Below are 20,881 nucleotides of genomic sequence, written 5' to 3'. Positions count from 1 at the left end.
ATAGGGCACAGCAAATGTTGCCCATAAAAAAATGGCGCTCACGGGGCGCCGTTTTTTTAGTTCGCAGCGAACGCCTTAGTAGTAGGCGTTTTCTTTCTGCGTGTGGTCGGTCACGTCGCGAACGCCCTTGAGCTCAGGAATGCGCTCGAGCAAAGTGCGCTCGATGCCTTCCTTCAAGGTCACGTCGGCCTGGCCGCAGCCTTGGCAACCGCCACCGAACTGCAACACGGCAATGCCGTCCTCGACCACATCGATCAGGCTGACCTGACCGCCGTGGCTGGCCAGCCCCGGGTTGATCTCGGTTTGCAGGTAGTAGTTGATGCGCTCGTTGACCGGGCTGTCGGCATTGACCATCGGCACTTTGGCGTTCGGCGCCTTGATGGTCAGCTGGCCGCCCATGCGGTCGGTGGCATAGTCGACAACGGCGTCGTCAAGAAACGCTTCGCTGAACGAGTCGATGTAGGCGGTGAAGCTTTTCAGCCCCAGCGCAGTATCTTCAGGCTTCTCTTCGCCCGGTTTGCAGTAGGCAATGCAGGTTTCGGCGTACTGGGTGCCAGGCTGGGTGATGAAAACGCGGATGCCGATGCCCGGGGTGTTCTGCTTGGAGAGCAGATCGGCCAGGTAATCATGGGCGGCGTCGGTAATGGTAATAGCGGTCATAAAAACTCCTCGCAGGCTTGGGCGCAGTTTACGCCAATCGGCGCGGCTGACAAAGTCCTAGTATTTTTGTCGGGAAAGAATCTCGGCACACGCCTGCGAATGCTCAAAGGTTCTCGTACCGGTTCATATCCAGCACACCCTCTTCCACCGGATCGGTTTCGTGGATGTACTGGCTCAGATCGTGGAAATACAGCCAGAACTGCGGATGACTGCGGCGAATGCCCCAGCGCTCGACAATCTTTTCGAACCGGTTGGCATCCCGGGCATTCTCCATCGCATCCACAAACGCTGGCACCTGCTCGGCCGGTACGTTGAACATGAAGTTCGGGTAACTGGTGAGTACGCCCGGATAGATCGTCAAGGTGTCGAGACCCGGTTGATAGCGCCGCGACTCACCGAGCAAAAACGCCACGTTGCTGTGGGCACGGTTGCGCAGCACGCTGTAGACCTCGCGCTTGCCACTGGCGGTTTCAACGCGCAGCAAGGTCGCTTCGGGCAACTGGTCGATGACTTTCAACCCTGCGGCCGGTCGCGAGGCCAGGCGGCTCAAGGCCTGCTCTGCGTTCTGCAATGCCGGATCGATATTCGGCCGTGAGCAATAAGCGCCGTCACAGCGATTGATCGGGTCTGGCCGCGCGTTCAGATCGCCATAGCGCGCCAGCAACTGCAGGGCGAAGTCGCGTTTCGGGTCTTTTTCGTCGAGTTTCAGCGCGGTCGGTTTATCGTCATCGATGGCCTCGTAATCGAGCCACATCTTGAACTGGCCGCCGTCCTGATACCAATCGTTGAGGTAGTCCTCGCGCGAGTCGGCGGGCATCAGGCGCAGGAAGTTCTGCTCGGCGCCGTTGCGGATCAGGTCGAAATACAGGCGCGTCTGCGCCTGATGGGAGACGTTGCCGAAGACATCGAAGTTGACCGCAAGCTGGTAATAGGTGCGCTCCAGCAGCGGATAGTCGAATAGCCACATCGTCTGCGGCACCTCACCGATCAAACCCTTGGTAACCGAGGCGCTGTCAAAGTGGCGGAAAATGCTCAGCAAGGCGTTGTTGTTGCCGGCCCACAGCGTCGACCAGCTCGGCGCCGGCAGTTCGGCATAGCTGTCACGGCGCAGGGCTTCGTACTCGTTGCGCTTGTCGCGATAGTTGCGCCACAGGCTCAGCACGCTGCCGACATCATCGTTCTGCCCCGGCATCGCCAGCAGCGGCGTGGCCTGGCCACGGTAGTTCGGGTCGGTGATGTAGAGATCATGTTCCGGCGCCTGGAACAGCGCCCAGAAGTTGTCGCGGATCACGTCGGTCGCGATCTGCCCACGGCACACCGGGCCGCGAATAAAGGTGCGGACGAAGTATTCAGCGTTATCGAGCATGAACTGATAGCGCGCCTGCGCCGGAATCGCCTCGAAGGTGGCAAACGGATTGGCACGGCTCTGCGGGCCGTAACCCGGCAGCGCGTTGACCTGCCAGTTGCCGCTGTAGAACAGACTTTTGATCCGGGCCATTTTCGCCGCGCTCAGCGGATAGGTGATGTGCGTCTTGTGCACGATCACCCCTTGCACCGGCCACAAGCGGTAATACACCTGTGTGCCCGGGTCGTCGTTGGGGCGGCGCGTGGCGATCAGGTCGATCGGCTGGCCGCTCGGCGTACGCGAACGTACCCACTGGAAATAATGCCCCGGCTCACCCTCCTTGAAATAGATGTGCGCCAGATACCAGTGCTCGAACAACCAGCGCCCGACCAGACTCTGCCGCGCACCGGGGGCGTTGAGCAGGTTTTCCCACTGCAGGATCTGCATGGCCTCTTTGGCACTCGGCGCCAGGCTCTGCTCGTCAATCGGCGCGCCAGACGCCAGCCAGCGCTGCAAGGTCTGGTATTGCTGGTCGGTCAGGCCAGTGACCGCCAGCGGCATGCCCTCTTTCGGGTGCGCGCCGGCATAGCCGTCGAACTCCGCAGGCATTGCGCAGAGATTGTTGCGATTGAGCCCAAGAACAATTTCTTCCGGCAGTTTGGCGTTCGGCGTCAGCGGCGTCTTGTGGCCGAGTTCAAGCATGCGTGCCATCAGCGCGGCCTGACTGCCCTGGGCGTCGAGCACCGAGTAAAAGTCTTTCTGCTGCCAGGCGCGCTTGCCGAAGGCGTCGTAAAACAAGCGCGTGGTCGGTGCAGCCTGGGTACGTTCGCCGTCGTACACCGGCATCTTGCTCGCGCCACGGGCGGCGCCTTCGCCACTGCCCAGATTGAGCTGGCACGCCGAGTCGTAACAGGCATGGCAGGCCACGCACTTCTCGGTGAAGATCGGCTGTATATCCCGGCTATAGGAGATAACAGACGAAATGGCAGGATCTTGCGCCGCAACGCTCCCGCTCAGGACCAGCAACCATAAACTGATGAAGCGGTAAGGCATGCTACTGATCCTGATGGTAAAAAAAGGCTGCGATTCTACCGTTATGACGTCCGTACCAACATGAGCGATATTCATGCAAAAGCTGCGCATGCTCCAAAAGCGCACAGGTTTGCTATGATCCCGCTCCTTCGTAATGGTCTTTCCGAGTAGTCCACATGTCCGATCGCAGCGTCCGCCTTCAAGCTCTCAAGCAAGCCCTCAAAGAGCGCATCCTGATTCTCGACGGCGGGATGGGCACGATGATCCAGAGCTACAAGCTCGAAGAACAGGATTATCGTGGCAAGCGCTTTGCGGACTGGCCGAGTGACGTCAAGGGCAACAACGACCTGCTGGTGATCACCCGTCCGGACGTGATCGGCGGCATCGAAAAAGCCTATCTGGACGCCGGTGCCGACATTCTCGAAACCAACACCTTCAACGCCACACGCATTTCCATGGCCGACTACGGCATGGAAGAGCTGGCCTACGAGTTAAACGTAGAAGGCGCACGCCTGGCCCGCAAGGTTGCTGATGCCAAGACCGCCGAAAACCCGGCCAAGCCGCGCTTCGTTGCCGGCGTGCTCGGCCCGACCAGCCGCACCTGCTCGCTGTCGCCCGACGTCAACAACCCCGGCTACCGCAACGTCACTTTCGATGAGCTGGTGGAAAACTACACCGAAGCTACCAAAGGCCTGATCGAGGGCGGCGCCGACCTGATCCTGATCGAGACGATCTTCGACACCCTCAACGCGAAAGCGGCGATCTTTGCCGTGCAAGGTGTGTTCGAAGAGCTGCACCTCGAACTGCCGATCATGATTTCCGGGACCATCACCGACGCGTCCGGCCGTACCCTGTCGGGGCAGACCACCGAAGCGTTCTGGAACTCGGTGGCCCACGCCAAGCCGATTTCCGTAGGCCTGAACTGCGCCCTCGGCGCCAGCGAACTGCGGCCGTACCTTGAAGAGCTGTCGAACAAGGCCAGCACCCACGTTTCCGCGCACCCGAACGCCGGCCTGCCCAACGAATTCGGCGAATACGATGAACTGCCGTCGCAGACCGCCAAAGTCATCGAAGAATTCGCCCAGAGCGGTTTTCTCAACATCGTCGGCGGCTGCTGCGGCACCACGCCGGGCCACATCGAAGCCATCGCCAAAGCCGTGGCCGGTTACGCGCCACGTCAGATTCCGGACATCCCCAAGGCTTGCCGCCTCTCGGGCCTGGAGCCGTTCACCATCGATCGCAGCTCGCTGTTCGTCAACGTCGGCGAGCGCACCAACATCACCGGTTCGGCAAAGTTCGCCCGCCTGATCCGTGAAGACAACTACACCGAAGCCCTCGAAGTCGCTCTGCAGCAGGTCGAGGCCGGCGCGCAGATCATCGACATCAACATGGACGAGGGCATGCTCGATTCGAAGAAGGCCATGGTCACCTTCCTCAATCTGATCGCCGGCGAGCCGGATATCTCGCGCGTGCCAATCATGATCGACTCGTCGAAATGGGAAGTCATCGAAGCCGGCCTCAAATGCATTCAGGGCAAGGGCATCGTCAACTCGATCAGCATGAAAGAAGGCGTCGAGCAGTTCATCCATCACGCCAAGCTGTGCAAGCGCTACGGCGCTGCGGTGGTGGTGATGGCCTTCGACGAAGCCGGCCAGGCCGACACCGAAGCGCGCAAGAAAGAGATCTGCAAGCGCTCCTACGACATTCTGGTCAATGAAGTCGGCTTCCCGCCGGAAGACATCATCTTCGACCCGAATATCTTCGCCGTCGCTACCGGCATCGAAGAGCACAACAACTACGCCGTCGACTTCATCAACGCCTGCGCCTACATCCGCGATGAGCTGCCGTATGCGCTGAGCTCCGGCGGTGTGTCGAACGTATCGTTCTCGTTCCGTGGCAACAACCCGGTGCGTGAGGCGATTCACTCGGTGTTCCTGCTCTACGCCATCCGCGCCGGGCTGACCATGGGCATCGTCAACGCCGGTCAACTGGAGATCTACGATCAGATCCCGGTCGAGCTGCGCGACGCCGTCGAAGACGTGATTCTCAACCGCACCCCGGACGGCACCGACGCCCTCCTCGCCATTGCCGACAAGTACAAAGGCGACGGCAGCGTCAAGGAAGCCGAGACCGAAGAGTGGCGCAACTGGGACGTCAACAAACGTCTGGAACACGCGCTGGTCAAGGGCATCACCACGCACATCGTCGAAGACACCGAAGAATCCCGGCAGTCGTTTGCGCGGCCGATCGAGGTGATCGAAGGCCCGTTGATGTCCGGCATGAACATCGTCGGCGACCTGTTCGGCGCCGGCAAAATGTTCCTCCCGCAAGTGGTGAAATCCGCGCGGGTGATGAAGCAGGCCGTGGCGCACTTGATCCCGTTCATCGAACTGGAAAAAGGCGACAAACCGGAAGCCAAGGGCAAGATCCTCATGGCCACGGTGAAAGGCGATGTGCACGACATCGGCAAGAACATCGTCGGCGTGGTGCTCGGTTGCAACGGCTATGACATCGTCGACCTCGGCGTGATGGTCCCGGCCGAGAAAATCCTGCAGGTTGCCAAAGAAGAAAAGTGCGACATCATCGGCCTCTCCGGCCTGATCACGCCGTCGCTGGACGAGATGGTCCACGTTGCCCGCGAAATGCAGCGTCAGGATTTCCATCTGCCACTGATGATCGGTGGCGCGACGACGTCGAAAGCGCACACCGCGGTGAAGATCGAACCGAAGTACAGCAACGATGCCGTGGTCTACGTGACCGACGCCTCGCGCGCCGTCGGCGTGGCGACGCAGTTACTGTCCAAGGAATTGAAAGCCGGTTTCGTCGAGAAGACGCGCCTGGAATACATCGACGTGCGCGAGCGTACGTCCAACCGCAGCGCCCGCACCGAACGCCTGAGCTACGCCGCTGCCATCGCCAAGAAGCCGCAATTCGACTGGGCCAATTATCAGCCAGTGAAACCGACCTTCACTGGCAGCAAGGTGCTCGACAATATCGATTTGAAGGTGCTGGCCGAGTACATCGACTGGACGCCGTTTTTCATCTCCTGGGACCTGGCCGGCAAGTTCCCGCGCATCCTCGAAGACGAAGTGGTCGGTGAAGCCGCCACTGCGCTGTACAAGGACGCCCAGGAAATGCTCGCCAAGCTGATCGACGAGAAGCTGATCAGCGCCCGTGCGGTGTTCGGTTTCTGGCCGGCCAATCAGGTCAACGAAGACGACATCGAGCTGTACGACGACAACGGCAAGCCGCTGGCCAAGCTGCATCACTTGCGTCAGCAGATCATCAAGACCGACGGCAAACCGAACTTCTGCCTCGCCGACTTCGTTGCGCCGAAGGACAGCGAAGTCACCGACTACGTCGGCGGTTTCATCACCACCGCCGGCATCGGCGCCGAGGAAGTGGCCAAGGCCTATCAGGACGCGGGCGATGACTACAACTCGATCATGGTCAAGGCCCTCGCCGACCGCTTGGCCGAAGCTTGCGCCGAATGGCTGCACCAGCAAGTGCGTAAAGAACATTGGGGTTATGCGAAGGACGAGACCCTCGACAACGATGCGCTGATCAAAGAGCAATACCGTGGCATCCGCCCCGCCCCCGGCTACCCGGCCTGCCCGGATCACACCGAGAAAGCCGCGCTGTTCACCTTGCTTGATCCCGAAGCGGCTGAAATGCGTGCCGGACGCAGCGGCGTGTTCCTCACCGAGCATTACGCGATGTTCCCCGCCGCTGCGGTCAGTGGCTGGTACTTCGCCCATCCGCAGGCGCAGTACTTTGCCGTGGGCAAGATCGACAAGGATCAGGTGCAGAGCTACACCGCGCGCAAAGGCCAGGATCTGAGCGTCACCGAGCGCTGGCTGGCGCCGAACCTGGGTTACGACAGCTGAGACACCGCCAGGGCCTGAGGCTCTCAGGCCCTGGCGGGCTCAATCGGTTTCAGGGTCGAGAATGCCCAGGTTGCGGTGACGCTGGGCCCGTTTGTGCCTGGACCGCTGGCGTTTTTGCCAGTTCCGCGCGGGTCAGCTCCTTGAGCTTGAGAGTCCCGATTCGGTATTTCAGGGACGCGACGATGGCCCGGATTCCGGTGAGGTGCGGCCAGGCTGCTGCGACTCGTCAGCGACCTGCTGTAGCTCGTCGATCGCCCGACGCGTCAGTGCGACCAGTTTTTCCACGCGCAGCGTTTCCATCGCTTGGCCCAGGGCATCCAGTTCCAGGTCATATTGTCCGGCATCGATCTCAGCCCGCTCGAGGCGTCCGTCCAACGCTCCCCAGAGCTGCAAACGCTGATCATCGACCGATGCATTCAGATCGTTCATCTCCTGCGGATAGCGTTCTCGCAGATAGTCCGTCCAGTAATCGCGGGCCACCATGCTGATCGGCAGCGCGTCGGTCCGCTCTGCCGCAAGGATTGATTCACGGGTCTGCGTTAGCAAATCCCCGCTGAGGGGATCGAAATAGGACATGAAAACCGGCTGCCCGGGCAAATCCACTCCGTCGCCCCAATTGCCAGTCAGCCCGATGCGGTACTGCAAGCGCACCTCGGCGCGGTCCAGTCTCTCAGCCGCGGCCGCGGCTTCAGCAAGGGTCTCGACCCGCTCCAGACGAAACATTTGCCGGGACAAACGCACCAGTGCCTGCCCCCTGAGTGCTGTTTGATCCGGCGCAATTTGGCGCAAAACGCGATCCGCCCAGACCCGGACCTCCATGTCGCTGAACGTCAGAATCCGCCCGTCAACGCAGGTGCCGTGGGTTTCAGCGCTGTGAAACAACAAATCTCGCAACGATGTATCGTCGTAGGCAGCTTGCATGACCTCCCACACTCTGCGCGTGAGATCAGCCCGCACGCGATTGAAATCCTTGGTATCGCGCAATAGCCGCAGCAGCTGGAAAAAACGTTCGTGGTTCGGTTCCTGTGCCAACCGCGTCCAGATCACGGTTCGTTGTTCTGCCACTGATGCGGAGGTGTCCTGGAGCCAAGGGGCAAGCGAGCGCGGTGCAATGTCAGTTGCCGGATCCAACAGCTCTTCGACAGGTGCTACGGCGGCGTGCACATCAAAATCAACGCCGCCCTCCTCCTCAGGGATCCCGACCGGCTCCTCCAAACCGATGCCGTCGTAAAATATCTGCCTGTTGATCATGTCGTCGATCCGTGCGCGCGATACACCCAACACGGGGCGCCCCGGACGCTCGCGCGAGTAGCGCCGCAGATCCTGCAACGCTGACAACGACAAACGTTCATTCGCGGACAAGTCGGTGCCCTCGAGCAGATTGCCGTGCCCACCGCTGAACAAGCCAACAGGCAACTCCTCGATCCGGTTGCCGCTCAGATTCAGCGTGTGCAGACGAGGCGCCATCAACACGCCGTCCGGCCATTCGCTCAACTGGTTGAAACGTAAATCCAGGGTTTCGAGAGCGCCGAACGCCGGCGGGTGAAAAGCGCGGATCTCGTTGTAACCCAGATCCAGCGCGCGCAATCGTCCGCTGCCGAGCAATGGGTACAGGCTCGTCGCGCTGTGCAGATTGCAATACTGCATTTCCAGACGCTGCAGATGCCGCATGCGTTGCACCGGCGCGGGCAACGCCAGCAATTCATTGCCGCTGACAAACAACGTTTCGAGGTTGGGAAAGGCCTGCAGGAAAGCGTCAGAGCCGCGCGTGGTGATACCGACGCGGGTCAAGTCCAGGCTCGTCACACCTGGCAACTGCACGTCCAGCTCCGGCAGGTCACCGGTTTGCCGCTCTGAAAATTCCAGCTCCAGCCGGGGCGTGCCTGGGCTTTCGCTGAGCCCATCGAGCCATGCGGCGCGGATGCGCCGTGCAGCGAAGGAGCGACTGCGCGCATTGATGAACACGCCTTCTCCAGTGACCTCGCGGGTATACAACCAGTCGTTCAAACGGCGGGTCAGCGCGTCGAACGTTTGATGCCACTCAGTGATTCGTGCGTCGATCTGCACGTCGCTGAGCGCCATCCTGCGCAGATTGTGCAAGCTGAGCCGAGCACGCTCGTCTGGAAAAATCTGCCGCAACCGCTGCAAATGCGCAGCCGCGCCGGTCTCGCCCGCCACCGCAGCGGATTGCGCAAGCGGCAACAGCTCGTCGATGAACGATGCACCGGTTTCCGTTGGCGGAAATCGTTCCGGCACGGGTTCGGCTGCGAATCGCGCCAGCGTGCCGTGCGCCAGGCCCGTTTGCTGCTCAATACTCTGCAGCGCCATGTTCAACGCAGCTTCACCCTGCGGGCTGAACACGTTGCCGGCCAGGTTGGTTCTCATCAGCAAATCGGTGTGCGTCAACGCCCGCGGCGACACCGAGTCGATGCGATTATCGCGCAAGTCCAGCCAGGAAAATCGGCTCAGATCCTCGACACCAGCGGGCCAGCCTTGCAGCCCCGTCGACCGCAGGCCTAATGCCTGCAACTCATTCAAGGCGCTGACATCGACATCCCCGAGCGGGTTATGGCTCAAGTCCAGCGCCCTGAGGCGCTGCAAGCCATTGATCTGGCGCTGCACCACTGGGGTCATGGCAATCCGGTTATTGGCAGCATCGAGCTGTGCCAGACCTTCCAGTTCGGCTGCAGCAAAGGGCAGTTCCGTGAAGGTGTTGCCGCTGATCTGCAGGGTTTCGGTCCGGCTGAAGGCGCGGATGAAACGGCGGGCCGCTCGGGCGGAAACGTCCAGTCCTCCCAGGCGCAGCGTGCGCACATGGGCAAAACTGCCTGGCGGCAATACGGGCAATTGCACAACGCGTTCGGCCCCCGTTGGAGTGCTGAGTTCGAAGATGGTCACGCGGGACGGCAGGCCGTACCGCTGCCGGACGGCGCCTTGCCAACTGTTTCTAAGCGCATTGAAAATCTTGGCGTTGCTGCCTGTTGTCCATTGCGGGCTGAGCGCTGCGTAGCGAGTACCGTGCGGGGCTGGGGCATGGAATCGAGCGAAAATACTGTCATGCTCGGCGCGCAGCGCGGTGATCGCGGCCAGCCGTGCCTCGGGCGTAGCCGATGCGGCATCGAACGCCAGCGGCAACGGATCAATCAGCCCGGACGCGGCGAGCATGGAATCGAGTTCGGCCCGGCAGAACTCGCTGACCATCTGGTGCACATCGAGCAGATGCCCCAAGGGACCGGCGTAGTTGCTGACGTATTCATAAGCGCGCAGAAACGTGTCCGGAGTGACGCTCGACCAGTCCAGCGACAGGCCAGCCCACAGGCGTTCCTGCCCGTGGTAGAGCGACGACGGCAGCGTCTCGATCAAGGTATGACTGAGGTCCAGACGCTGCAATTGCCCAAGCCGTTCGACCGACGCCGGCCATCGCCACAAAGCACGAGGCGCGTCGATGCGTAACGTGCGCAGCTGCCTGAGCCTTGAAAAATCGAGTCCATGCAAGGACGTTGAATCGGTACCCGAGTAGTCGATGCGCAGCGCTTCGAGCGAAGACAACGCTTCGAGCCGCTGCGCGAGGTTCTCCGCCAGTAACGGCGCGTCGGTGGCGAAGCGCAGGCGGGTCAGCTCAGGCATGCGGCCCACCGCTGAAGGCAGCGTGGTCAGTGATCCGTTCACCAGCGTCTGCTCGATCCCAAGGCCGGGCTCGCCAATCGACAGATCGGTGACCTGGGGGAACGCCGCCAGAAAACCCTCGGCATTGGCGTCGGTGAGGCCGCTGCCCGTCACCGACAATTCACGCACATGGTCAAACCTCGTGGTCAGCGCAGGCAGCGGCGCATCGCAGACCAATGACAGCTGCGCCACTTCCCGGGCCTGCGCCGCCAACGGCTCATTGCGCCAGGCCTCTCTGAGGGCCTGGGCCACTTGCGCACGGTGCGCTGCGGTCTGACTGCTCGAGGGGCCTGCCTGCCATCGGTCGAGGGTGGCATTGAGTGTTTCCCAATCCTTCAGTCGAGACTCCAGTTCATCGAAGATCTGCGCGTCGGTTCTGCCGCGTCGCCGAGCGAAAAACGCTTCAACCTGGCGCGGCTCCGGATACAAATGCTGCGCGCGGCTGCGCAGATGCGGATTCCAATTGGCGCCGCGTCCGCTGGCGTAATAACCGCTCAACCGGGCACTCACTCGCGCCGGAGGCTTGAACCACTTGGCTTGCGGCTCCAGTAACCGTGCAGCATCAAGACGATGCGCGTGGGCTGACCGGATGATGCTCTGTTGCAGTTCGCGGCCTGTGCGCACATCCGCCAGCCACAGCGCTGACCGGGTTTCATCAGGCAAGGCGGCCAACAGCGACCGGTAAAAACTGTCTTCCACCCGGGGCACTTGATCAAGCGCTTGGGCACGGGCATCGAAGGCCTGATAGAAAGGCCCGGTTTTCACCAGGTAGCGTTTAACCGGTGCGGTGATTTCGCCAATACCGTCGAGCACAGCACCGGTTGTACTGCCGTCACGGATCTCCAGCCGCAAGGTTTGCGGCCATTGCGGCAATTGTTCCAGTGCATGCAATGCCAGGCGTCGGCTGTCTGCGGAGGCGAGGTTTTCGCCGTGCAAACCGGCGAATGCACGAATCTGTCGGCCTTGGCGAGCGTACCAGCGGGCCTCTTCCAGCAGCTTCAAGGGCGAGCGCCGGGTCGCGTCCAGTCGGGCAAGCTCGTCGGCCGATGCGTGGTTGAGCACGTCTTGCGCGGCTTCGTCGCTGAGCCCCGGGCATTCGCGCTGCAGAATGCGCACCCGCCCACTCGCGGGTCCGTTGCGCCGGTAGAGACTGTCGAAGATGGCTGGCCGTCGGGTGTAGGCGTATTCGGTGAGTCTCGCAGTGAATTCATCTGGCCTCGCCGGACGCAATTGCGCGCCCCTGCTCCCAAGCAGATGAACAATTTCATTTTCCTCCAGCGCAGCGATGATTCGTGCCGGCAGTTCGCCGTTCAGCACTTGCTCGCGGCTGATCCGGATCGCCGGTTTGCGCTCAATTCCCGGCAGCAGTTTTTGTGCGCCGTACTGGATGGATCGCGCCGCCTCCCCCGCGCCCTCAACGATCTCCAGCACGCGGCCCGACGGCCAACGTGGCATTTCGGGGACCAGCGGCAGCGCGTACAGGTACTGCTCATCAATTGCCTGGGCACCGCGTAACTGCTCGATCATTTGTCTGGCTCCCTGATCGGCGGCAAACAAGCGCATGGCGTCACGCAGTTCGGCAGGCGGCGGTAAATGGTCCATGTGCATTTTGCGCAGCGTGTTGTCACTGATACCGCTGGTATCGGCCAGCATCAGCAGGGCGTCGTCGGAAAAACCGTCAGTCAGCGGCCCCATGCGGCGCAGCAAGTCCAGACGCCCCCAGGTCATGGGTTGTTCCAGTGCCAGACGCCAGCCACCGTGGCCGTTGTTGACCAGGACCGGCCGGTAGGCATCGGGATCGCTGGGATGTTTGAGCAGCCATTGCGCGGTCGTCTGATCCTGGACCTGCTCGTAGACCTTGCTGCCCTGGCGGATATACGTTTTGCCTTCGAACGAATACTGCGCCAGTGCGTTGGGTTCGCCCAAGGCGTCAAATGTGACGTCCTGTTCGTAACCACTGAAGTCGGGTTTCCACAGTCGGGTTTTACCGCTGGGCAAGGTCACCGGGTGCAGGTTCTCGATGACCGGTTCCGGCTTGACAGGCCTCAACCGGCTCAAACCTGCACCCGCAACGGCGGTGACCCCGATCAGTGCGAGGTTTTCGGCAACATCGACCAGATGGGCCTTGGCCGCGTGCTTGTCGCCGTCGCTCCATTCGACGCCCCCCTCAACGGCTTCATACAACAATTGGCCAGCCATGATCACCATCATCGCTTCGCCGAGTACGGGGATGAACATCGACGCCACGTTCGCTGCCAGCAGACCGAACTGCAGCAGCGCAGCGAGTTTGGCGTCGCGCGCCTTGGCATCGACGTCTTCAGTGGGCACTGCGTGGCTGCGGGCATCATCGAACAGCTTGTCGCGGTGTTTTTCGTAGAGACAGTTCCAGAGGTCAGGGTTTGTGCCCTTGAAATAAGCGTTCGGGTCCGGAAACGGTGCGGCCGCCACGAAAGGATCGGTATCCGGAATCATTTGCGGATCCTTGTGCGGCGTCTCCCAAGGCCCTAGAGGCGTCACTGTTTGCCCTATCGTTCGCCATGCCGACCACAACCACTCGGACGCGGGATGGGCGGGCTTGATGAACCGGTTGAAATATTCAGCGCGCTTCCTATAAGGAAAGAACTGGCTGAAAAACGCCTGATAGGCCGTCGGCGCGGTGCTTTGCGGATGCTGTGGATCCCGAGCAGACAACAAGCGTTTCAGTGTGTCCTGCATTTGCGTGCCGGTGTAGCGCTTGAGCGGATGCTCGGGGTCGTTGGGCACGTAAAGAATTACTTCGTCATATGACGGATATCTGTCGTAAATCACAAAGACAACGCAGCCAACCAGTCTATGGCGCATCACGCCCAAATCCTGAAACGAGACTGTTTTGTTATCCAGTCTGGGGGTCCTGTTGCCCGCAAGAACGGAAAGAATCATCGCGTGATCCTGGCGGCGGATGTCCTTGGTCAACAACGCTTGTTCGGCCGCCGCGTGTAAAGCGCTCTTCTGAGCCAAGATGAACTGGCGGCGCAGCGCGGCTTCCGTCTTGGGGTCGGCTGGGTGGAAAAACGAAGTCAGGTAGGCTTGATATTTCGCGCCAATGTCCAGCTCACGGCACAGACTGAGAAAGTTCCTGATCGAGACATTGACCGGGACTGCCTTGTAGTTACCGGGCGTGCCGGTTGCTACTGCGAAGGTTGAGCTTTTGTGAAAGGCGCCGTACTTGCATTCGTCACTTTCAAAGTTGTGCAGGGCTGCCTGCAGCATGGGCAGCGTCAATACCTCGTGAGTGCCAACTTCCACGCGAGCAACAGTTACGAGAATCGGTCGCTTCAAACACAACAGCGTCTTGTCGACATCCACTTCCACCTGATAGCGGCTTTTCAGCGCCTCCAGCAGCAAAGGCCTGGCAAAGGCGTCAATGTCTTTGAACGATGACATGGTTTTATCCAGCTGCACCTGCGCCTGGAAGCTGTCTCTGAAGCGTTTGTGCAGCACGTCGCGTTGCGCGGGCGACGCGCTTTTGTACCAGTCGGGGGTTGCCTTGGTGGCCTGTTTGAACTCAGCTCTTCTGCGCGCGGGAGCATCAATCAACCATTGCGGTACCGACGCTTCCAGCAACGGCGCGTGCAGACTCTGCGTTGCCGCCGGTTTGATCAGGGGGGCCGCGCTTTTGGATACGAGGGAATCGGGGGACATACATCGCTCCTGTAAATGAAGCGACAGCACATCATCCGCACCGACCGGTGCGGCGGTACATAGTTATCGAGTCCAGAGAGAGTTGTTACGACGTGTCTGAACGGTCGGGCGCAGAGTTGACTATGCTTGTAACGCACGATTTAGCGGAGAGGGATTTATGGACGATCCAGTCGACAACAAACCGCCGACCTTCTGGCAGATGCTGCACAGCGTCATGGCTGCAGCCTTCGGCGTACAGAGTGGCAAGAACCGGGAAAGGGATTTTGCCCACGGCAAGCCCAGCCATTTCGTGATACTGGGCGTTTTGTTCACAGCTGTTTTCGGTCTGACGCTGTTCGGAATCGTCAAACTGGTGCTGCATCTGGCCGGTGTTTGAGGCCAATATGAAAAATCCGGGCCTTGGCAAAGCGATCGAGCCTTGTCACTGGCGAACCACCGGCGACAGGCATGCGGTCAGACCCGGAATTTCACTCACTGGTGGCTGACCCAGAAGACCGCTGTTCCTACAACGAGAATGATCAGGAACAAAATGGCCCATGCGTCGACGCTGCTGTCGCTTTTCCTGGCTTTGGTCGGGTTGCTCATTGCATCGCCTCTTGTCGGTTTTATCGGTGATTGCACAAAGACTCGATCACAGTTAAGACGATGATTGTCCGCACGACAAATGTGGATTACTTGCAAGCCATTCTCGTTAGGCGATTTGGTTCTTTACATATACTCAAACATCACTTTTGCGCATAACTGCAAACGGGTATATTGCCCCGGCTCCGTGACGGAGTGCGCGGCCGTGCGCGCAGAATTGCAGAGGCATCATCGGACTCCAGCAAGCGAAAACGCAGCGTTTTCCGAGTAGCCCAAGCCTGAGAACAGGACTTATATGTACGTATACGACGAGTACGATCAGCGGATCATCGAGGACCGCGTCAAGCAGTTCCGTGATCAGACCCGACGCTATCTGGCAGGTGAGCTGAGCGAAGAAGAATTCCGCCCCCTGCGCCTGCAAAATGGCCTGTACATCCAGCGCTTCGCGCCGATGTTGCGCGTGGCGGTGCCTTACGGCCAACTGACTTCGCGCCAGGTGCGCATGATGGCCAAAATCGCCCGTGACTACGACAAGGGCTACGCCCACATCAGTACGCGGCAGAACGTGCAGTTCAACTGGCCGGCGGTGGAAGACATCCCGGACATCCTCGCTGAACTTGCGACCGTGCAGATGCATGCGATCCAGACCAGCGGCAACTGCCTGCGCAACGTCACCACCGACCAGTTTGCCGGCGTCGCCGCCGATGAAGTGATCGATCCACGGCCATGGTGCGAAATCGTCCGCCAGTGGACCACGTTCCACCCGGAATTCGCTTACCTGCCGCGCAAATTCAAGATCGCCGTGAATGGCTCGACCAGCGACCGCGCAGCCATTGAAGTTCACGACATCGGTCTGGAACCGGTCTACAACGCCGCTGGCGAGCTGGGCTTCCGCGTGCTGGTCGGCGGCGGTCTCGGTCGTACGCCGGTGGTCGGCGCGTTCATCAATGAATTCCTGCCGTGGCAAGACCTGCTGAGCTACCTCGACGCCATCCTGCGTGTGTACAACCGCTACGGCCGTCGTGACAACAAATACAAGGCGCGGATCAAGATCCTCGTCAAGGCGCTCACGCCTGAAGTGTTCGCGCAGAAAGTCGACGCGGAAATGGAGCACCTGCGCGGTGGCCAGACCACGCTGACCGAGGCCGAACTGCATCGGGTTGCCAAGCACTTCGTCGATCCGGACTACAAGACCCTCGACAACCAGACCGCACAACTGGCCGATCTGGATAAAGAACATCCGGGCTTCGCTCGCTGGCGCAGCCGCAATACCCTGGCGCACAAGAAGCCGGGCTATGTTGCTGTAACGCTGTCGTTGAAGCCGACCGGAGTTGCCCCCGGCGACATCACTGACAAGCAGCTCGACGCCGTTGCCGACCTGGCCGACCGCTACAGCTTCGGTCAACTGCGCACCTCCCACGAGCAGAACATCATTCTCGCCGATGTCGAGCAGAGTCAGTTGTTCGCCTTGTGGGGCGAGTTGCGCGAAGGCGGTTTCGCCACGCCGAACATCGGCTTGCTGACCGACATCATCTGCTGCCCGGGCGGTGACTTCTGCTCGCTGGCCAACGCCAAGTCGATCCCGATTGCCGAGTCGATCCAGCGTCGCTTCGATGACCTGGACTACCTGTTCGACATCGGTGAGCTGGACCTGAACATCTCCGGTTGCATGAACGCCTGCGGTCATCACCACGTTGGCCACATCGGCATTCTCGGCGTGGACAAGAAAGGCGAAGAGTTCTATCAGGTTTCTCTCGGCGGCAGCGCCAGCCGTGATGCGAGCCTGGGCAAGATCCTCGGCCCGTCCTTCGCACAGGAAGCCATGCCTGACGTGATCTCGAAGCTGATCGATGTGTACGTTGAACAACGGACCGAAGACGAACGCTTCATCGACACCTATCAACGTATTGGCATCGACCTCTTCAAGGAACGCGTCTATGCAGCGAATCATTAAGAACAACGAAGTCGTCGACGAGACCTGGCACTTGCTGCCGAAGGATTTCAACATCGACGAGATCAGCAACTGCGATGATCTGATCGTTCCTCTGCAGTTGTGGCGCGAGCACAGCCGCATGCTCAAGGCCCGCGATGGCGGTCTGGGCGTGTGGCTGGATGCCGACGAAGAAGCCGAAGAAATCGGTGAAGACGTCAGTGAGTTTCAAGTGATCGCGCTTAACTTCCCGGCGTTCACCGATGGCCGCAGTTACTCCAATGCCCGTCTGCTGCGTGACCGTTATGGCTTCAAAGGCGAACTGCGCGCAATTGGCGATGTTCTACGGGACCAACTGTTCTACATGCATCGTTGCGGTTTCGACGCCTTCGCCATTCGCGCGGATAAAGACCCGTACGAAGCGCTGGAAGGCCTCAAGGACTTCTCGGTGACCTACCAGGCTGCCAGTGACGAACCGCTGCCGTTGTTCCGTCGGCGTTAAGCCTCAGGGCTTTGGGTGCGGACAGAAAAACGCCGGTCATTGACCGGCGTTTTTTTATGCCTGTTGTTTACCAGAAGCGTTGTTGGGTCAGGCGACTCCACCAGCTCAGCAGCACGCGATCAACCGAGCCGCTGGCGGCCATGCCGATGCGTTCCTGCAGGCTTTTGCGCTCGGCGTAGTGCAGATGATAGACCTCGGCCAGTTTGGCCTTTTGCGCCAGGTATTCATCGCTGGTCTTCAGTTCGTCCACCAGTTGGTTTTCCAGCGCAGCGATACCGAGCCACACCTCACCGGTGGCCACCTCATCGATCGCCAGTTGCGGGCGATAACGGGCGACGAAGTTTTTGAACAAGCGATGGGTGATGTCGAGGTCTTCCTGAAACTTTTCGCGGCCCTTCTCGGTGTTTTCGCCAAACACGGTCAGGGTGCGTTTGTACTCACCGGCGGTCAGCACTTCAAAGTCGATGTCATGCTTCTTCAAAAGGCGATTGACGTTGGGCAATTGTGCAACTACGCCAATCGAACCGAGGATGGCGAACGGAGCGCTGATGATCTTGTCGCCGATGCACGCCATCATGTAGCCGCCGCTGGCAGCAACCTTGTCGATGCACACAGTCAGTGGCACGCCGGCGTCGCGGATCCGCGCCAATTGTGACGACGCCAGGCCGTAGCTGTGCACCATGCCGCCGCCACTTTCCAGACGCAGGACCACTTCGTCTTTCGGCGTGGCCAGGGTCAGCAGCGCGGTGATCTCGTGGCGCAGGCTCTCGGTGGCGGAAGCCTTGATATCGCCATCGAAGTCGAGCACGAATACCCGGGACTTGGTCTCAGGCTTGTTCTTCTGCTTCTTCGCACTTTTATCGGTTTTCGCTTCACCCTTGCGTAAAGCCTTGAGCTGGTCCTTGTCGAGCAGCGTCTGCTCCAGGCGTTCACGCAGGCCCTTGTAGAAATCATTTAGCTTGCTGACCTGCAACTGGCCCGCCGATTTGCGCCGGCCCTTGCTGCGTAACGCGGCGAAACTGGCCAGGACCACCAGAATGGCGATCACCAGCGTGACAGTCTTGGCCAGGAAGCTGGCGTATTCGGTGAAAAAATCCACAGAGACTCCTCAAAGCAATGCGTGAACATGTAATACACGCGGAATGGTTCCAGCATACCCATGCGCCGGCTCATCGGCCAGCCGTGAAACCTCTGGCAACACGCCTGTAACGAGCATTTCAAACAAGCGTATGTTTTTTCATTGACAGCCTTACGCCATCCTCATAACCTCGCCTGACCTTCAACGTACCGGGACGACGCGGACGTGGGCAGCATTTACTTGATACGACATGGCCAGGCCTCCTTTGGTGCAGACGATTACGACGTGCTGTCACCGACCGGCGTGCGTCAGGCAGAAATCCTCGGCCAGCACCTCGCCGATCTGGGCATCAGCTTTGATCGTTGCCTTGCCGGTGACCTGCGTCGTCAACAGCACACGGCCACCAGCGCACTCGAGCAACTCAGCGCCAGGGGCCTGCCAGTACCCGTTCTGGAAACCGATTCCGCCTTCAACGAATTCGACGCCGATGCAGTGATCCGCGCCCTGCTCCCCGCCATGCTGCCGGAAGAGCCGGAAGCCCTCGACATCCTGCGCAACGCCGCACAGAACCGTGGCGAATTCCAGCGCATCTTCGCCCTGATCGTCGAGCGCTGGCTTGCCGGCACTTATGACACTCCAGGCCTGGAAAGCTGGCTGGGCTTCGTTGAGCGGGTTCAGGCCGGTTTGCACCGCATCCTCGATCTGGCGAAAAAGAACCAGAAAATCGCCGTGTTCACCTCCGGCGGCACCATCACTGCCCTGCTCCACCTGATTACGCAAATGCCTGCCAGACAGGCCTTTGAACTGAATTGGCAAATCGTCAACACCTCGCTCAACCAATTGAAGTTTCGTGGTCGCGAGGTGGCTCTGGCTTCCTTCAACAGTCACGCACACCTGCAACTGCTGAAGGCCCCGGAACTCATCACTTTTCGCTGAGTCCGGCTTACTGTGACCCTGGCTGTAACCACCCAGCTCCCATGACCAAGAAAGGATCGAACCATGACCTCCGTAGCTGATGCCGTAAAAGCAATGCAAGCCAAGTTCAACCCAGCCGCCGCTGCCGGTCTGGACCTGGTCTTCGGTTTCAACATCACCGACGAAGACAAGCAATACGCACTGATCGTCAAAGACGGCACCTGCGACATCCAGGAAGGTGAAAACCCGGACGCCAACTGCACGCTGGTGCTGGACAGCCAGACCCTGAAAGACATCGTCAGCGGCGAAACCGACGGCATGCAGGCCTTCATGGGCGGCAAGCTGCGCGTTGAAGGCGACATGATGCTGTCGATGAAGCTGTCCGAGCTGTTCCCTTCGTAAGAAGCAGCCTGGCTCAAACAAATCCCGTCCTTGTGACGGGATTTGTCGTTCATGCAGGAGATCAGCGCAGAGCTCGGCTTCGCGCTCCGCTCGCGGAGGTACGATCAACCTTCCTGCAACAACCGCGTATCCAGCCCAAACCGCTCTTGCGAAACCATTCTGAACTGACCCTCCGCCAGATCGCAGCTCACCAGCAAATTCCACGAGTGCCGTGTTGCCACGGATGGAACCAGAATAAACGGGTGTTCGGCCAACAGCGCATCGGCAAACTTTCGCTGGTTGGGCGAGGTTTTGATCGGGGTGAGCCAATGCGGATTGGGCACATCTTCCGGCTGCACGATTCTGACGCTGGCGTCGTGGGTGATCTCAAAACAGGTCAACACATAGGGCTCCTGATCAAGCGCATCAAAACTGCCATGGGCGGCCACTTCCAGGATCGCCGTGGAGGGGTCGACCGACGCATAAACGACTCTGCGTCCCGGCGTATTCCAGCGGCCACCGTCCCGTTTCGACCCCAGGCCGCTGTCCCAGGTCTCGCTGTACACCTCGCGATCCAGCCGCCAGGCGTACCAGCGATCATCCCAGGGCAAGGGGTTCATTGATAAACCCCGTATTTGATCTGGTTCAGATACTCCTCCACCATCCTGAAGCCCAGCGCATGTCCAACCAGATCGAGCGGCACATAACCGTAGAAGTAAGTAGCGCGTTGCTCCAGCCATGATTCGGCCTTGGCCTGACGCCCGAATACTTCGATGGCCAGCTCCAGCGCAGCGGCATATTGGTAGGCGATGACGCTCTGCGGCGTGTCCAGGCGCACCGACGCGCCTTCCTTGAGCAGACGTCGCAAGGTTCTCACAGATTTGCCGGTGATACGTTTGACGATCTCTCCCTGTTGGTACAGCTCGGAGGTTGCGATCATGTTCACCACATCAAGCAGCTCAAATCCTTCGCTTGTGCAGCGCAGGATGAGCATCGGATCGTCGCCGGTATCCTGCCCACGCAACAGCAACTCCAGAGGTTTGCCCTCGAGCTTCCTCAAGCCCGTGAGCCGGGACACTTTGGCGCTCGGCATGGCAACGTCCTCCGAGGGACACCTGGCGCGGTCGTCGCGCCAGTAATGGCGAGGCGAGTAAGCAGGCGTATGGCTTTCAATCAGTGGGATTCGCATAGTCCATCCTTTGTCGGGTCCAGAGCGATCTGT

General features: G+C 60.0%; 12 protein-coding genes. 6 read left to right on the top strand and 6 right to left on the bottom strand.

The window, feature by feature from the left end; translation table 11 throughout:
* Positions 1-75: 75 nt before the first annotated feature.
* Together nfuA and ACZZZ4_RS21305 are read right to left on the bottom strand one after the other, a co-directional pair.
* Positions 76-660, bottom strand: a complete 585-nt coding sequence (gene nfuA / locus ACZZZ4_RS21310; protein ID WP_003225494.1) for a Fe-S biogenesis protein NfuA — start codon at positions 658-660, stop codon at positions 76-78.
* 103 nt (positions 661-763) lie between these two features.
* Positions 764-3,058 (bottom strand): fatty acid cis/trans isomerase, encoded by a 2,295-nt coding sequence (locus tag ACZZZ4_RS21305; protein ID WP_463548691.1) that lies wholly within the window; start codon positions 3,056-3,058, stop codon positions 764-766.
* 155 nt (positions 3,059-3,213) lie between these two features.
* Here ACZZZ4_RS21305 and metH point away from each other — a divergent pair, with 155 nt between their 5' ends.
* Positions 3,214-6,924, top strand: a complete 3,711-nt coding sequence (gene metH / locus ACZZZ4_RS21300) for a methionine synthase (RefSeq protein ID WP_463548690.1) — start codon at positions 3,214-3,216, stop codon at positions 6,922-6,924.
* Between the two features lie 168 nt (positions 6,925-7,092).
* On the opposite strand, the gene ACZZZ4_RS21295 is transcribed toward metH, so the two are convergent.
* Positions 7,093-14,271 (bottom strand): NEL-type E3 ubiquitin ligase domain-containing protein, encoded by a 7,179-nt coding sequence (locus tag ACZZZ4_RS21295; protein ID WP_463548689.1) that lies wholly within the window; start codon positions 14,269-14,271, stop codon positions 7,093-7,095.
* Between the two features lie 157 nt (positions 14,272-14,428).
* Between ACZZZ4_RS21295 and ACZZZ4_RS21290 the strand changes: the two genes are divergently transcribed.
* From ACZZZ4_RS21290 to ACZZZ4_RS21280, 3 genes are all read left to right on the top strand, one after another.
* A complete protein-coding gene (locus tag ACZZZ4_RS21290) occupies positions 14,429-14,647 on the top strand; it encodes a DUF2970 domain-containing protein (RefSeq protein WP_039758638.1) in 219 nt (72 codons plus the stop codon).
* A 501-nt stretch (positions 14,648-15,148) separates the two neighbouring features.
* Positions 15,149-16,807 (top strand): nitrite/sulfite reductase, encoded by a 1,659-nt coding sequence (locus ACZZZ4_RS21285; RefSeq protein WP_129998568.1) that lies wholly within the window; start codon positions 15,149-15,151, stop codon positions 16,805-16,807.
* Positions 16,791-17,285 carry a DUF934 domain-containing protein gene (locus tag ACZZZ4_RS21280; RefSeq protein ID WP_039758643.1) on the top strand — a complete coding sequence of 165 codons (495 nt, stop codon included), beginning with the start codon at positions 16,791-16,793 and terminating at the stop codon, positions 17,283-17,285. Before ACZZZ4_RS21285 ends, ACZZZ4_RS21280 begins: the two co-directional genes overlap by 17 nt.
* Positions 17,286-17,352: 67 nt before the next feature.
* Here ACZZZ4_RS21280 and sohB read toward each other — a convergent pair whose 3' ends face one another.
* Entirely contained in the window at positions 17,353-18,384 is a 1,032-nt protein-coding gene (gene sohB, locus ACZZZ4_RS21275) for a protease SohB (protein ID WP_039758645.1), read from the bottom strand.
* Positions 18,385-18,588: 204 nt separating this feature from the next.
* Here sohB and ACZZZ4_RS21270 point away from each other — a divergent pair, with 204 nt between their 5' ends.
* Together ACZZZ4_RS21270 and ACZZZ4_RS21265 are read left to right on the top strand one after the other, a co-directional pair.
* Positions 18,589-19,299 (top strand): histidine phosphatase family protein, encoded by a 711-nt coding sequence (locus ACZZZ4_RS21270; protein ID WP_463548688.1) that lies wholly within the window; start codon positions 18,589-18,591, stop codon positions 19,297-19,299.
* Positions 19,300-19,362: 63 nt separating this feature from the next.
* On the top strand, positions 19,363-19,680 hold the full coding sequence (locus ACZZZ4_RS21265) for an SCP2 sterol-binding domain-containing protein (RefSeq protein ID WP_016774477.1): 318 nt from the start codon (positions 19,363-19,365) through the stop codon (positions 19,678-19,680).
* Positions 19,681-19,784: 104 nt separating this feature from the next.
* On the opposite strand, the gene ACZZZ4_RS21260 is transcribed toward ACZZZ4_RS21265, so the two are convergent.
* Together ACZZZ4_RS21260 and ACZZZ4_RS21255 are read right to left on the bottom strand one after the other, a co-directional pair.
* A complete protein-coding gene (locus ACZZZ4_RS21260) occupies positions 19,785-20,279 on the bottom strand; it encodes an RES family NAD+ phosphorylase (RefSeq protein WP_039758650.1) in 495 nt (164 codons plus the stop codon).
* Positions 20,276-20,752: an antitoxin Xre/MbcA/ParS toxin-binding domain-containing protein gene (locus ACZZZ4_RS21255; protein WP_463548687.1), complete on the bottom strand. Its 477-nt coding sequence runs from the start codon at positions 20,750-20,752 to the stop codon at positions 20,276-20,278. The genes ACZZZ4_RS21260 and ACZZZ4_RS21255 overlap by 4 nt, the downstream gene beginning before the upstream one ends.
* Positions 20,753-20,881: the final 129 nt, after the last annotated feature.

It is taken from the genome of Pseudomonas sp. AC252 (assembly GCF_979258105.1).
The sequence above is the reverse complement of the archived record's forward strand: the minus strand, read 5'-3'. Positions and strand labels throughout refer to the sequence as shown.